Annotated in this window: 13 protein-coding genes and 2 tRNA genes; 14 read left to right on the forward strand and 1 reads right to left on the reverse strand. The window is 57.4% G+C overall.

The window, feature by feature from the left end:
• Positions 1–7 precede the first annotated feature (7 nt).
• On the forward strand, positions 8–412 hold the full coding sequence (locus ACI77H_RS28235) for an MFS transporter (RefSeq protein ID WP_407015116.1): 405 nt from the start codon (positions 8–10) through the stop codon (positions 410–412).
• Positions 413–421: 9 nt separating this feature from the next.
• On the opposite strand, the gene ACI77H_RS28240 is transcribed toward ACI77H_RS28235, so the two are convergent.
• On the reverse strand, positions 422–730 hold the full coding sequence (locus ACI77H_RS28240; protein WP_007942889.1) for a YhbY family RNA-binding protein: 309 nt from the start codon (positions 728–730) through the stop codon (positions 422–424).
• 101 nt (positions 731–831) lie between these two features.
• Between ACI77H_RS28240 and rlmE the strand changes: the two genes are divergently transcribed.
• From rlmE to truB, 13 genes are all read left to right on the forward strand, one after another.
• On the forward strand, positions 832–1,461 hold the full coding sequence (rlmE, locus tag ACI77H_RS28245) for a 23S rRNA (uridine(2552)-2'-O)-methyltransferase RlmE (protein WP_007900501.1): 630 nt from the start codon (positions 832–834) through the stop codon (positions 1,459–1,461).
• Positions 1,462–1,663: 202 nt separating this feature from the next.
• Positions 1,664–3,574: an ATP-dependent zinc metalloprotease FtsH gene (gene ftsH, locus ACI77H_RS28250; RefSeq protein ID WP_032828773.1), complete on the forward strand. Its 1,911-nt coding sequence runs from the start codon at positions 1,664–1,666 to the stop codon at positions 3,572–3,574.
• An 8-nt stretch (positions 3,575–3,582) separates the two neighbouring features.
• A complete protein-coding gene (folP, locus tag ACI77H_RS28255; RefSeq protein WP_407015074.1) occupies positions 3,583–4,434 on the forward strand; it encodes a dihydropteroate synthase in 852 nt (283 codons plus the stop codon).
• 16 nt (positions 4,435–4,450) lie between these two features.
• Positions 4,451–5,788 (forward strand): phosphoglucosamine mutase, encoded by a 1,338-nt coding sequence (gene glmM / locus ACI77H_RS28260; protein ID WP_407015075.1) that lies wholly within the window; start codon positions 4,451–4,453, stop codon positions 5,786–5,788.
• 66 nt (positions 5,789–5,854) lie between these two features.
• Complete coding sequence (gene tpiA, locus ACI77H_RS28265; protein ID WP_407015076.1) at positions 5,855–6,610, forward strand: triose-phosphate isomerase; 756 nt, start codon at positions 5,855–5,857, stop codon at positions 6,608–6,610.
• A gap of 4 nt (positions 6,611–6,614) precedes the next feature.
• Positions 6,615–6,998, forward strand: a complete 384-nt coding sequence (secG, locus tag ACI77H_RS28270; protein ID WP_017336473.1) for a preprotein translocase subunit SecG — start codon at positions 6,615–6,617, stop codon at positions 6,996–6,998.
• 22 nt (positions 6,999–7,020) lie between these two features.
• A tRNA-Leu gene (locus ACI77H_RS28275) sits at positions 7,021–7,106 on the forward strand.
• A 96-nt stretch (positions 7,107–7,202) separates the two neighbouring features.
• Positions 7,203–7,279: transfer RNA gene (locus ACI77H_RS28280), tRNA-Met, on the forward strand.
• Positions 7,280–7,417: 138 nt separating this feature from the next.
• Positions 7,418–7,876: a ribosome maturation factor RimP gene (gene rimP / locus ACI77H_RS28285; protein WP_010463487.1), complete on the forward strand. Its 459-nt coding sequence runs from the start codon at positions 7,418–7,420 to the stop codon at positions 7,874–7,876.
• A gap of 47 nt (positions 7,877–7,923) precedes the next feature.
• The gene (gene nusA, locus ACI77H_RS28290) at positions 7,924–9,405 is read left to right on the forward strand and encodes a transcription termination factor NusA (protein WP_045060041.1); all 1,482 of its coding nucleotides are present in this window, start codon (positions 7,924–7,926) and stop codon (positions 9,403–9,405) included.
• Between the two features lie 27 nt (positions 9,406–9,432).
• On the forward strand, positions 9,433–11,964 hold the full coding sequence (infB, locus tag ACI77H_RS28295) for a translation initiation factor IF-2 (protein WP_407015079.1): 2,532 nt from the start codon (positions 9,433–9,435) through the stop codon (positions 11,962–11,964).
• A 159-nt stretch (positions 11,965–12,123) separates the two neighbouring features.
• Positions 12,124–12,525 carry a 30S ribosome-binding factor RbfA gene (gene rbfA, locus ACI77H_RS28300; RefSeq protein ID WP_008149016.1) on the forward strand — a complete coding sequence of 134 codons (402 nt, stop codon included), beginning with the start codon at positions 12,124–12,126 and terminating at the stop codon, positions 12,523–12,525.
• 3 nt (positions 12,526–12,528) lie between these two features.
• Entirely contained in the window at positions 12,529–13,446 is a 918-nt protein-coding gene (truB, locus tag ACI77H_RS28305) for a tRNA pseudouridine(55) synthase TruB (protein ID WP_407015081.1), read from the forward strand.
• Positions 13,447–13,531 lie beyond the last annotated feature (85 nt).

Consider the following 13,531-nt stretch of genomic DNA (forward strand, 5'->3'; position numbering starts at 1 on the left):
GGGCGCCATGCTTTGGCAGCTAACTCAGATGTTGTGGGTTGGTGGCCTGTGGCTGTTACACATCGGTCTGCTGCCGGTGCTGGGCCAAATTGGCTTGGCGCCGCTGTTGATCGACGAAATTGCAGGCATGCTGAATGCGCTGATGGTGGCTTTCGCCTCGGCGTGTGTCATTTTTCAGGCTTTGGTGCTGGTCCAGGCCGAGGGCCTTGCCAGTCTATTGCGCGATATTCGTGGGCAATTGCTGCTGATGGCGCTGTGTGCGTGCGCGATGTTTTTCGCGGTGCGTATCGGCTGGCCGGATGCAGTGCGTTGGCAGGTGTTCAGCTATCTTGTTCTGGGCTTTTCCGGGCTGGTGCTGGTCTTGCAGGCAGTGCCAGGATGGAGCGGCAGGGTGCGCGAAGCACACCCTTGACCCTTGTCATCACTTGAAGCGATGGACGTTCGACAGCTGCTTGTTGACGCTGAAGTTCTTGCGGTAAATCAGTGCCATCTTGCCGATGACTTGAACCAGATCCGCTTTGCCCACCTTGCAGAGTTCTGCAATGGACGCCAGGCGCGATTCGCGATCGAGAATGTTGAGCTTGATTTTGATCAGCTCGTGATCCGCCAAAGCGCGTTCAAGTTCGGCTAACACACCTTCAGTCAAACCGTTGTCAGCCACGATCAAAACTGGTTTCAGATGGTGGCCAATGGATTTGTACTGTTTCTTCTGCTCTTGAGTGAGCGGCATAATCTGACCCTTTCGTCTGGATTCTGTAAAATGGCGGCCATTTTACCCGAGGGTTCGTGGATCCGCCCAATTAATCACGACCCTTATCATCGAGGTGCCCAATGGCGCGTTCCAAGACAAGCCTTGGTTGGCTGAAAAGACATGTCAATGATCCCTATGTGAAGCAGGCGCAGAAGGATGGTTACCGCTCGCGCGCGAGTTACAAGCTTCTGGAGGTCCAGGAGAAATACAAGCTGATCCGTCCGGGTATGAGCGTTGTCGACTTGGGAGCGGCGCCCGGCGGCTGGTCGCAGGTCACTAGTCGGCTGATCGGTGGTCAGGGGCGTCTGATCGCCTCGGACATCCTGGAAATGGACAGCATTCCGGACGTGACTTTCATCCAGGGTGACTTCACCCAGGACGAAGTGCTCGCTCAGATCCTTGAAGCCGTGGGTAATTCGCAGGTGGACCTTGTGATTTCCGATATGGCCCCCAATATGAGTGGTACGCCTGAGGTGGACATGCCAAAAGCCATGTTTCTATGTGAGCTGGCGCTTGATCTGGCGGCTCGGATACTCAAGCCGGGTGGCAATTTCGTGATCAAGGTGTTTCAGGGCGAAGGGTTTGATGCTTACGTGAAGGACGCTCGTCAGAAATTCGACAAGGTCCAGATGATCAAGCCGGACTCTTCCCGTGGCAGTTCCCGCGAGCAATACATGCTGGCTTGGGGCTACCGCGGCCGTAGCGAGTAAATCGAGGTTTTTTTGCGGGTCGATAGGATTTTCGTATTTCGTCCTGTGGGAAATAGCGAATATTGTGTAGGAAGTGTTTCACAAAGGGTTACAGACGGCGCCTGCCAGTGTTGTAGGTAATGTAGTAAGTTAGGCCGGTGAATATCATGCGAAGCGCGCGCCATTAGCGGCGCTTGCTTCAGAGGGTAGTTAATTGAACGATATGGCAAAGAATCTGATCCTGTGGTTGATCATCGCGGCTGTCCTCGTGACGGTGATGAACAACTTCTCCAGCCCTAACGAGCCGCAGACCCTCAACTATTCCGACTTCATCCAGCAGGTCAAGGATGGCAAGGTCGAGCGCGTAGCCGTTGATGGCTATGTGATTACCGGTAAGCGCAACGATGGCGACAGCTTCAAGACCATTCGTCCTGCGATCCAGGACAACGGTCTGATCGGCGATCTCGTGGACAACCACGTGGTAGTCGAAGGCAAGCAGCCTGAACAGCAAAGCATCTGGACTCAGCTCCTGGTCGCGAGCTTCCCGATCCTGGTGATCATCGCTGTCTTCATGTTCTTCATGCGGCAGATGCAGGGCGGTGCCGGAGGCAAGGGCGGGCCGATGAGCTTCGGCAAGAGCAAGGCGCGCCTGCTCTCCGAAGACCAGGTGAAAACCACCCTGGCTGACGTTGCCGGTTGCGACGAGGCCAAGGAAGAAGTCGGCGAACTGGTCGAGTTCCTTCGCGATCCGGGCAAGTTCCAGCGTCTGGGTGGCCGCATTCCTCGCGGCGTGCTGATGGTCGGTCCTCCGGGTACCGGTAAAACCTTGCTGGCCAAGGCGATTGCCGGCGAAGCCAAAGTGCCGTTCTTTACCATTTCCGGTTCCGACTTTGTCGAAATGTTTGTCGGTGTCGGTGCCAGTCGTGTTCGCGACATGTTCGAGCAGGCCAAGAAACATGCGCCATGCATCATCTTCATCGATGAAATCGACGCTGTTGGTCGCCACCGTGGCGCCGGCATGGGCGGTGGTCACGATGAGCGCGAGCAGACGCTCAACCAGTTGCTGGTAGAGATGGACGGCTTCGAAATGAATGACGGCATCATCGTCATCGCCGCCACCAACCGCCCGGACGTATTGGACCCGGCGTTGCTGCGTCCAGGCCGTTTCGACCGTCAGGTTGTGGTCGGTCTGCCGGACATCCGCGGTCGCGAGCAGATTCTCAAGGTCCACATGCGCAAAGTGCCAATGGGTGACGACGTTGCTCCGGCCGTGATCGCTCGTGGCACGCCTGGCTTCTCGGGTGCTGACCTCGCCAACCTTGTGAACGAGGCGTCGCTGTTCGCCGCCCGCACCGGCAAGCGCATCGTCGAGATGAAAGAGTTCGAGCTCGCGAAAGACAAGATCATGATGGGCGCCGAGCGCAAATCCATGGTCATGTCCGAGAAAGAGAAGCAGAACACCGCTTATCACGAAGCAGGCCACGCCATTGTGGGTCGCGTCGTGCCTGAGCATGATCCGGTCTACAAAGTGTCAATCATCCCGCGCGGTCGTGCGCTGGGTGTGACCATGTTCCTGCCGGAAGAAGATCGCTATAGCCTGTCCAAGCGTGCGTTGATCAGCCAGATCTGCTCGCTGTACGGCGGTCGTATCGCTGAAGAGATGACTTTGGGCTTTGACGGTGTCACTACCGGCGCATCCAACGACATCATGCGTGCCAGTCAGATTGCACGGAACATGGTGACCAAGTGGGGGCTGTCGGAGAAACTCGGCCCATTGATGTACGCCGAAGAAGAGGGCGAAGTGTTCCTCGGTCGCGGCGGCGGTGGTCAGAGTGCAAGCTTCTCCGGTGAGACAGCCAAGCTGATCGACTCCGAAGTACGCAGCATCATTGACCAGTGCTACGGCACGGCCAAGCAGATCCTGACGGATAACCGTGACAAGCTCGATGCCATGGCTGATGCCTTGATGAAGTACGAAACGATCGACGCCGATCAGATCGACGACATCATGGCGGGTCGTACGCCTCGCGAGCCTCGCGACTGGTCGGGCGGCACCGGTACCTCCGGAACGCCTCCGGTGGTACAGGACGAGCGTCCGGAAACACCGATCGGCGGTCCGGCTGCTGACGTTTAAGGTTTGAAATGACTTCTGTTCAGTCCTCGACCCGGTTGCCTTGCGGCAACCGGGTTCTTGATTTAGCCCAGACGCATGTCATGGGCATTCTCAATGTCACCCCCGATTCCTTTTCCGATGGCGGCCAATACAGCCAGCTCGATGCGGCGCTGCGCCACGCCGAAGCCATGGTGCTGGCGGGCGCCACGCTGATTGATGTCGGTGGCGAGTCGACCCGGCCCGGTGCCAGGGCGGTTTCGCCGCTCGAAGAACTGGAGCGTGTAGCGCCGATCGTCGAGCGCATCAACCGTGAGCTGGATGTAATTATTTCGGTTGATACCTCCACACCAGCTGTCATGCGCGAAGCGGCGCGGCTGGGGGCCGGTTTGATCAATGACGTCCGTTCGCTACGTCGAGAGGGGGCTCTGGATGCGGCGGCCGCCACGGGCCTGCCGGTTTGTCTGATGCATATGCTCGGTGAGCCGGGCGACATGCAGGACAATCCGCATTATCGGGACGTCACCCAAGAGGTCGGAGAGTTTCTTGTCGAGCGCATGGCGCAGTGTGCATCAGTCGGAATTCCGGCTGAGCGGATCATCCTTGATCCGGGTTTCGGCTTCGCGAAAACCTTGCAGCACAACCTGAGCTTGTTCAAACATATGGAAGCCCTGCATGCCTTGGGGCGGCCCCTTTTGGTCGGGGTTTCGCGAAAGAGCATGATAGGTCAGGCCTTGAATCGCCCGGTCGGAGAGCGACTGCATGGCGGTTTGGCACTCGCGGCGCTGGCTTCATTCAAGGGGGCGCGTATATTGCGCGTCCATGATGTGGCCGAAACCGTCGATGTGGTGCGGATGATCGCCGCGGTGGAATCAGCCGAATAAGAATGATGGAGCACTTATGACTAAGAAATACTTTGGCACCGACGGCATTCGTGGTCGGGTCGGCGTGTACCCGATTACTCCTGAATTCATGCTCAAGCTCGGTTGGGCTGCGGGCATGGCGTTCCGCAAAATGGGCGCCTGCAAGGTACTGGTAGGCAAAGACACCCGGATCTCCGGGTACATGTTCGAATCGGCGCTCGAGGCCGGGCTGACTTCGGCGGGCGCCGACGTGATGCTCCTGGGCCCGATGCCGACGCCGGCCATTGCCTACCTGACGCGTACGTTCCATGCCGAAGCCGGGATTGTGATCAGTGCCTCGCACAATCCTCATGATGACAACGGCATCAAGTTTTTCTCAGGCAAGGGCACCAAGCTGCCGGATGAAGTCGAGCATATGATCGAGGAGTTGCTCGATACCCCGATGACCGTGGTTGAGTCGAGCAAGATCGGCAAAGTGTCGCGAATCAACGATGCTTCGGGCCGTTACATTGAATTCTGCAAGAGCAGCGTACCGACCGGCACCAGCTTTTCGGGTCTGAAGATCGTGATCGATTGCGCTCACGGTGCGACCTACAAGGTGGCGCCTAGCGTATTCCGCGAGTTGGGTGCTGACGTCGTTGTGCTTTCCGCGCAGCCAAACGGCCTGAACATCAATGACAACTGCGGTTCGACCCATATGGGTCAGTTGCAGGCTGCTGTTCTGGCCGAGCATGCCGATCTGGGTATTGCCTTCGATGGTGATGGTGACCGGGTCCTGATGGTCGATCACACCGGCGCCGTTGTCGATGGTGACGAACTACTGTTCATCATCGCTCGCGACTTGCATGAGCGAGACTTGTTGAAAGGCGGTGTAGTCGGGACATTGATGAGCAATCTGGGGCTGGAACTGGCCCTCGCGGATCTGTCGATTCCTTTTGTGCGTGCCAACGTCGGTGACCGTTATGTGATCGCGGATCTGCTGGAGCGCAATTGGCTGGTAGGTGGTGAGAACTCGGGCCATATCGTCTGTTTCAATCACACCACCACCGGTGATGCGATCATTGCTGCGTTGCAGGTACTGATGGCCTTGAAGACTCGCTCCGAAGGGCTGGCCCAGGCCCGTCAGTCGCTGCGCAAGTGTCCTCAGGTGTTGATCAACGTGCGTTTCGGTGGTGGTGCGAGCCCGCTGGAACATCCGTCGGTCAAGGAGGCGAGCGAGCGCGTTACCAAGGCGATGGCCGGGCGAGGGCGCGTGCTATTGCGCAAGTCCGGTACCGAGCCGTTGGTGCGGGTCATGGTCGAAGGTGAGGACGAAACACAGGTTCGCGGCTACGCCGAAGAGCTGGCAAAACTGGTTGCTGAAGTTTCTGCCTGAATTCGGCTTGCCAGCCATGATTGTGTTGGGTAACATCTGCGCCCACTTTGACCGACGAGGTACAGCATGCGTCGCCCTATGGTAGCTGGTAACTGGAAGATGCACGGTACCCGCGCCAGCGTCGCTGAGCTGATCGAAGGCTTGCGTAATTTGGCCTTGCCGAGCGGTGTTGATGTAGCGGTATTCCCGTCTTTCTTGCACGTCAACCAAGTGATTGATGGGCTGGAAGGCAAGTCGATCAAGGTCGGCGCGCAGAACGCTGCGGTGGAATCCAAACAAGGTGCATTGACTGGTGAGGTTGCGCCGAGTCAGTTGGCTGATGAGGGTTGTTCCCTGGTGCTTGTCGGGCATTCCGAACGCCGCCAGATCATCGGCGAGAGTGATGAAACGCTGATTCGCAAGTTCGCAGCGGCACAGGAATGCGGTTTGATTCCAGTGTTGTGCATTGGGGAAACCCTTGAGCAGCGCGAAGCCGGTAAAACGCTTGAGGTTGTCGGTCATCAGCTCGGCAGCGTCATCGAGAAGCTGGGTGTCGGTGTTTTTGCAAAGGCAGTAATCGCTTACGAGCCGGTCTGGGCCATTGGCACTGGGCTGACTGCTTCGCCGCAACAGGCGCAGGATGTGCATTCAGCCATTCGCGCTCAGTTGGCGGCAGAGAATTCTGAAGTCGCACAAGGTGTGCGGCTTCTATACGGCGGCAGCGTGAAGGCGGCCAATGCGGTCGAACTGTTCGGCATGCCGGATATCGATGGGGGGCTCATTGGTGGAGCTTCCCTGAATGCAGATGAGTTCGGTGCGATTATTCGCGCCGCGGGAAACTGAAAAAATGCTGGAAACAGTCGTAGTCGTTTTTCATCTGCTGGGTGCATTGGGCGTAGTTGCTCTGGTTTTGCTGCAGCAGGGTAAAGGTGCGGATGCTGGTGCGTCTTTCGGAGCAGGTGCTTCAAATACTGTGTTCGGAAGCCAAGGTTCCTCTACCTTTCTTAGTAAGTTTACTGCTATACTTGCCGCCGGTTTCTTCATAACCAGCTTAGGGTTAGGTTACTTTGCTAAAGAGAAAGCTCACCAGCTGACTCAAGTAGGTTTGCCAAACCCGGCAGTGTTGGAAGTTCCAAAGCAACAACCGGCTTCTGATGATGTACCGGTGCTTCAAGAGCAAAAGTCGGCTACTCCAGCGACTGACGTGCCTCCAGCTCAAGAGCAAAAGTAAGAAGGGTTTCAAACGTAGTATTGCCGAGGTGGTGGAATTGGTAGACACGCAACCTTGAGGTGGTTGTGCCCATAGGGTGTAGGGGTTCGAGTCCCCTTCTCGGTACCAATTATCAGGAGAGCCCGCTGTTGCGGGCTTTCTTGTAGGTGGAAGGTTACATTGACCCTGTAAGGGATCGGTCGTATACTTCCGCCCCAGCTTTGTCGCGGGGTGGAGCAGTCTGGTAGCTCGTCGGGCTCATAACCCGAAGGTCGTCGGTTCAAATCCGGCCCCCGCAACCAGTTTAAGGAGCCCCTTTTAAGGGGCTTTTTGTTAGCTGGACACTTTCTACGCCGCTGTTCGACGGCGTTTCAAGGATGGGCGTTTCGCCCATTTTTTTATTTTGCATAGCATGCACATACATGCACGAGGGGGTTCAGGTGTCGAGCAAGCTAGAAGAGTTGCAGGCCTTGTTGGCCCCGGTGGTCGTGGCCCTAGGCTATGAATGCTGGGGTATTGAGTTTTCGGCTCAAGGTCGCCACTCAATGTTGCGCGTTTATATTGATAAAGAAGGTGGCGTGCTGGTGGACGATTGCGCCATCGTCAGTCGTCAGATCAGCGGTGTCCTGGACGTTGAAGATCCAATCGCCGTTGAGTACACCCTTGAAGTTTCCTCGCCTGGCATGGAACGCCCACTGTTCACTATTGAGCAGTTTGCAAAATTTGCCGGTGAACAAGTGAAGATCAAGCTGCGCTCGCCTTTTGAAGGACGACGCAACTTTCAGGGCCTTCTGCGCGGTGTAGAAGAGCAGGACGTCGTGGTGCAGGTTGAAGACCATGAGTTCCTGTTGCCGATCGATATGATCGACAAGGCCAACATTATTCCCAGTTTTGACTGAGACGCGGATCCCGCGGATCCAATGGCTTGCGAAAGGCGAGGCGTACGATGAGCAAAGAAGTACTGCTGGTTGTTGAGTCGGTATCCAATGAAAAGGGCGTACCGGCAAACGTAATTTTTGAAGCGCTGGAGCTGGCTTTGGCCACTGCTACCAAAAAGCGTTTCGAGGACGAAGTCGATCTGCGTGTGGAAATCAATCGCCACACCGGTGCTTACGAGACATTCCGTCGCTGGACGGTTGTCGAAGAAGCAGACCTGGACGATCCGGCCATCGAGACCTGGCCGAGCAAGGTTGCCGAAACGCACCCTGGAGCCCAGGTTGGTGATGTAGTCGAAGAAAAAATCGAATCCATCGAGTTCGGCCGCATTGCTGCGCAGACTGCCAAGCAAGTCATTGTGCAGAAAGTTCGCGAAGCCGAGCGCGCTCAAGTCGTTGACGCTTATCGCGAGCGCTTGGGAGAAATCATCTCCGGCACCGTGAAGAAAGTGACCCGCGACAACGTGATCGTCGACCTGGGCAACAACGCTGAAGCGTTGCTGGCTCGTGAAGACATCATTTCTCGCGAAACCTTCCGGGTTGGCGTGCGTCTGCGTGCGCTGCTCAAGGAAATCCGCACCGAGAACCGCGGCCCGCAGCTGATCCTGTCGCGTACCGCGCCGGAAATGCTGATCGAGTTGTTCCGCATCGAAGTGCCGGAAATCGCTGAAGGCCTGATCGAAGTAATGGCTGCCTCCCGTGACCCGGGTTCGCGCGCCAAGATCGCGGTCCGCTCCAAGGACAAACGCATCGACCCACAGGGCGCTTGCATCGGTATGCGCGGTTCGCGCGTCCAGGCAGTGTCGGGTGAGTTGGGCGGTGAGCGTGTTGATATCGTCCTGTGGGACGACAATCCGGCACAGTTCGTAATCAACGCCATGTCCCCGGCTGAGGTTGCGGCAATTATCGTTGACGAAGATGCCCATGCAATGGATATCGCCGTTGGCGCAGACAATCTGGCTCAGGCCATCGGTCGCGGTGGTCAGAACGTGCGTCTGGCTAGCCAATTGACTGGCTGGACCCTGAACGTGATGACCGAATCGGACATCCAGGCTAAGCAGCAAGCAGAAACCGGCGACATCCTGCGCAACTTCATCGACGAGCTGGAAGTCGACGAAGACCTGGCACAGGTGCTGGTAGATGAAGGCTTCACCAGCCTGGAAGAGATTGCCTACGTACCGGTGGAGGAAATGCTCAACATCGATGGCTTTGACGAAGAAACCGTCAACGAGCTTCGCGCTCGTGCCAAGGATCGTTTGTTGACCAAAGCCATCGCTACTGAGGAAAAGCTGGCAGACGCCCATCCGGCCGAAGACCTGCTCTCGCTTGAGGGTATGGACAAGGATTTGGCGATGGAACTGGCGGTGCGCGGCGTAATTACCCGCGAAGACCTGGCCGAGCAGTCTATTGACGATCTGCTCGACATCGACGGCATTGACGATGATCGTGCCGGCAAGTTGATCATGGCCGCCCGAGCCCATTGGTTCGAGTAATTAGGCGCGGCCTGAGGAGAGAAGTGCATGACGCAAGTCACGGTGAAACAACTGGCCGATGAGGTCAAAACACCGGTAGAGCGCCTGTTGCAGCAGATGCGTGAGGCAGGTCTGCCGCACACCGCCGCCGAAGAACATGTGACTGACAGTGAGAAGCAATCTTTGCTGACTCACTTGAAAAGCAGCCACAAGGCGAAAGTGGAAGAACCACGCAAGATCACGCTGCAGCGTAAAACCACCAGCACCCTGCGTGTTGCTGGCAGCAAAAGCATCAGCGTTGAAGTACGCAAGAAGAAAGTCTTCGTACAGCGCAGCCCGGAAGAAATCGAAGCCGAGCGCAAACGCGAACTGGATGAACGTCGCGCAGTAGATAATGCTGCACGTCAGAAGGCTGAAGAAGAAGCCAAGCGTCGCGCCGAAGAAGAAGCGCGTCGCCAGCCTGCTGCTGCGCAAACCGCTACCAACGACGCAGTCGCGGCTCCTGCTGCGTCCGCCGAACCTGTGCGTGCAAGCGCTCCGGTTGTGGCTGCTGCTCCAGCACCGTCTGCAGACGTTCGTAACAAGCAGAACGAACAGCGCCGTCCGGACAAACCACGTGCAGACGATAACAATCGTCGCAGCGGTGGTGGCGACGGCGAGCGTAAAAACGCTCCGCATCGTGCCTCGGTTAAAGAGAAAGCGCCTGCTCCACGCGTTGCTCCACGTACTACCGACGAAGAAAGCGATGGCTTCCGTCGTGGTGGTCGCGGCAAGGCCAAGCTGAAGAAACGCAACGCTCACGGTTTCCAGAGCCCAACCGGCCCTGTCGTGCGTGATGTGCAGATTGGCGAGACCATCACTGTTGGCGATCTCGCCAATCAGATGTCGGTCAAGGCTGCTGAAATCATCAAGTTCATGTTCAAACTGGGTACTCCAGCGACCATCAACCAGGTGCTTGATCAGGAAACTGCTCAACTGGTAGCCGAAGAACTGGGCCACAAAGTGACCCTGGTCAGCGACACCGCCCTGGAAGACTCCCTGGCCGAGTCCCTGAAGTTTGAAGGTGAGACGTTCTCCCGTGCGCCGGTTGTGACCGTAATGGGCCACGTTGACCACGGTAAAACCTCGCTGCTCGACTACATCCGTCGTGCCAAGGTAGCTGCTGGCGAAGCCGGCGGTATCACCCAGCACATCGGTGCGTACCACGTTGAAACTGATCGCGGCATGGTCACGTTCCTCGACACCCCGGGTCACGCTGCGTTTACCGCCATGCGTGCTCGTGGTGCCAAGGCGACTGACATCGTGATCCTGGTAGTTGCAGCGGACGACGGCGTAATGCCGCAGACCATTGAAGCTGTCCAGCACGCCAAGGCTGCCGGTGTTCCACTGGTGGTTGCAGTGAACAAGATCGACAAGCCGGGCGCTGATCTCGATCGCATCCGTAGCGAACTGTCGGTTCACGGCGTGACCTCGGAAGAGTGGGGCGGCGACACCCCGTTCGTATCGGTTTCGGCGAAAGTCGGTACAGGTGTGGACGAGTTGCTCGAAGCTGTCCTGCTGCAAGCTGAAGTTCTTGAATTGAAAGCGACTCCTTCGGCTCCTGGCCGTGGCGTCGTGGTTGAATCGCGTCTCGACAAAGGTCGTGGCCCGGTTGCAACCGTTCTGGTTCAAGACGGTACCCTGCGCCAAGGCGACATGGTCCTGGTCGGTTCGAACTATGGCCGTGTACGTGCCATGCTCGACGAGAACGGCAAGCCAATCAAGGAAGCCGGTCCTTCCATCCCTGTCGAGATCCTCGGCCTGGACGGTACCCCGGACGCTGGCGACGAGATGAGCGTGTTGTCGGACGAGAAGAAAGCCCGTGAAGTGGCTCTGTTCCGTCAAGGCAAGTTCCGCGAAGTCAAACTGGCTCGCGCTCACGCCGGCAAGCTGGAAAACATCTTTGAAAACATGGGCCAGGCAGAGAAGAAGACGCTTAACATCGTCCTCAAATCTGACGTCCGTGGTTCGCTGGAAGCGTTGAACGGTGCCCTTAACGGCCTGGGTAACGACGAAGTGCAAGTGCGTGTTGTCGGTGGCGGTGTCGGTGGTATCACCGAGTCCGACGCTAACCTGGCGCTGGCCTCCAACGCTGTACTGTTCGGTTTCAACGTGCGTGCCGATGCCGGCGCTCGCAAGATCGTCGAGCAGGAAGGTCTGGATATGCGTTACTACAACGTGATCTACGACATCATCGAAGACGTCAAGAAAGCCCTCACCGGTATGCTGGGCAGCGATGTTCGCGAGAACATCCTGGGTATCGCTGAAGTGCGTGACGTGTTCCGCTCGCCGAAGTTTGGCGCGATCGCCGGTTGCATGGTGCTCGAAGGTGTTGTTCACCGTAACCGTCCAATCCGTGTACTGCGTGAAGACATCGTTATCTTCGAAGGCGAGCTGGAATCCCTGCGCCGCTTCAAGGATGACGCTTCTGAAGTACGTGCCGGCATGGAATGCGGTATTGGCGTCAAGAGCTACAACGACGTCAAAGCTGGCGACAAGATCGAAGTCTACGAGAAGGTTCAGGTTGCTCGCAGCCTCTAACTCGCGCACTTCAAGGGCCACGCCAAGCCGCCGCATGCAGATGCGCGGCAACGCGTCAGGACTCTAAACGCAACGCCCGGTCTGGCTTTTGTCAGGCCGGGCGTTTGCCGCTTTCAGACCCCACGGGTTTCACCGTGAGGCAGTAACAGGTAACAAGACATGGCAAAAGAATACAGCCGTACCCAACGTATCGGCGATCAGATGCAGCGTGAGCTGGCACAGCTGATCCGTCGTGAAGTCAAAGACCCGCGCGTCGGCCTGGTCACCATTACCGCTGTTGAAGTCAGCCGTGACGTCGGTCACGCCAAGATTTTCATCACCGTCATGGGCCAGGACAACGCCGAGGACATCGCGCAAAGCATCAAGGTGCTCAACTCCGCCGCCGGTTTCCTGCGCATGCAGTTGGCTCGTGAAATGAAGTTGCGCAGCGTTCCGCAGTTGCATTTCCACTACGACGAAAGCGTCGTGCGTGGCGCGCACCTGTCGGCCCTGATCGAACGTGCGGTGGCTGAAGACAATCAGCACCCGGTTGCGGCAGAAGCCGAAGACACCAAGGAGTAATCGGTGGCTCAGGTCAAACGTATCCGTCGTAACGTCAGCGGCATCATCCTGCTCGACAAGCCGCTGGGGTTTACCTCCAACGCGGCGTTGCAGAAGGTTCGCTGGTTGCTGAACGCCGAGAAGGCCGGTCACACCGGCAGCCTCGACCCGCTGGCCACCGGCGTGCTGCCGTTGTGCTTCGGTGAGGCCACCAAGTTTTCGCAATACCTGCTCGATTCCGACAAGGGTTACGAAACCCTGGCGCAACTGGGCAAAACCACCACCACGGCGGATGCCGAAGGTGAAGTTTTGCAGGAGCGTCCGGTGACCGTTGGTCGCTCCGATGTCGAAGCGGTATTGCCGAAATTTCGTGGGCAAATCAGTCAGATACCACCGATGTACTCGGCGCTCAAGCGTGATGGCCAGCCGCTGTACAAGCTGGCGCGTGCAGGCGAAGTAGTGGAGCGCGAACCGCGTTCTGTTACTATTGCGCGCTTGGAATTGCTGGCCTTCGAAGGCGATACTGCGCGGCTTGCGGTGGATTGCACCAAAGGCACCTATATCCGCACCCTGGTGGAGGATATTGGCGAAGCACTCGGCTGTGGCGCTTACGTTGCGCAATTGCGACGTACCCAGGCCGGGCCTTTCACGCTGGCGCAGACTGTCACGCTCGAAGAGCTGGAAGCGGTACATGCCGAAGGTGGCAACGAAGCGGTTGATCGCTTCCTGATGCCATCGGACAGTGGCCTGCTGGATTGGCCATTGTTGCAGTTCTCGGAGCACAGCTCGTTCTACTGGCTCAACGGCCAACCGGTACGAGCCCCGGATGCACCGAAGTTCGGCATGGTACGGGTACAGGATCACAACGGTCGCTTCATCGGTATCGGTGAAGTGAGCGAAGACGGGCGCATCGCGCCGCGTCGACTGATTCGGTCAGAATGACCGGACGAGGGTGGCTGTTAACAGGCACGGTCACTACTCATTTTTAGATACAGGGATTTGTCCCTGGCCTGTTGAAGCTGTTTTT

Origin of the sequence: Pseudomonas sp. O230, from assembly GCF_045447035.1 — a bacterium.
Lineage (GTDB): Bacteria > Pseudomonadota > Gammaproteobacteria > Pseudomonadales > Pseudomonadaceae > Aquipseudomonas.

Bases quoted from the DNA above. Each gene is read 5' to 3' on its own strand.
- tpiA (WP_407015076.1), top strand. From the start codon at position 5,855: ATGCGTCGCCCTATGGTAGCTGGTAACTGGAAGATGCACGGTACCCGC.
- ACI77H_RS28235 (WP_407015116.1), top strand. From the start codon at position 8: ATGCTTTGGCAGCTAACTCAGATGTTGTGGGTTGGTGGCCTGTGGCTG.
- infB (WP_407015079.1), top strand. From the start codon at position 9,433: ATGACGCAAGTCACGGTGAAACAACTGGCCGATGAGGTCAAAACACCG.
- secG (WP_017336473.1), top strand. From the start codon at position 6,615: ATGCTGGAAACAGTCGTAGTCGTTTTTCATCTGCTGGGTGCATTGGGC.
- nusA (WP_045060041.1), top strand. From the start codon at position 7,924: ATGAGCAAAGAAGTACTGCTGGTTGTTGAGTCGGTATCCAATGAAAAG.
- ftsH (WP_032828773.1), top strand. From the start codon at position 1,664: ATGGCAAAGAATCTGATCCTGTGGTTGATCATCGCGGCTGTCCTCGTG.
- rlmE (WP_007900501.1), top strand. From the start codon at position 832: ATGGCGCGTTCCAAGACAAGCCTTGGTTGGCTGAAAAGACATGTCAAT.
- ACI77H_RS28240 (WP_007942889.1), bottom strand. From the start codon at position 730: ATGCCGCTCACTCAAGAGCAGAAGAAACAGTACAAATCCATTGGCCAC.
- rbfA (WP_008149016.1), top strand. From the start codon at position 12,124: ATGGCAAAAGAATACAGCCGTACCCAACGTATCGGCGATCAGATGCAG.
- glmM (WP_407015075.1), top strand. From the start codon at position 4,451: ATGACTAAGAAATACTTTGGCACCGACGGCATTCGTGGTCGGGTCGGC.
- folP (WP_407015074.1), top strand. From the start codon at position 3,583: ATGACTTCTGTTCAGTCCTCGACCCGGTTGCCTTGCGGCAACCGGGTT.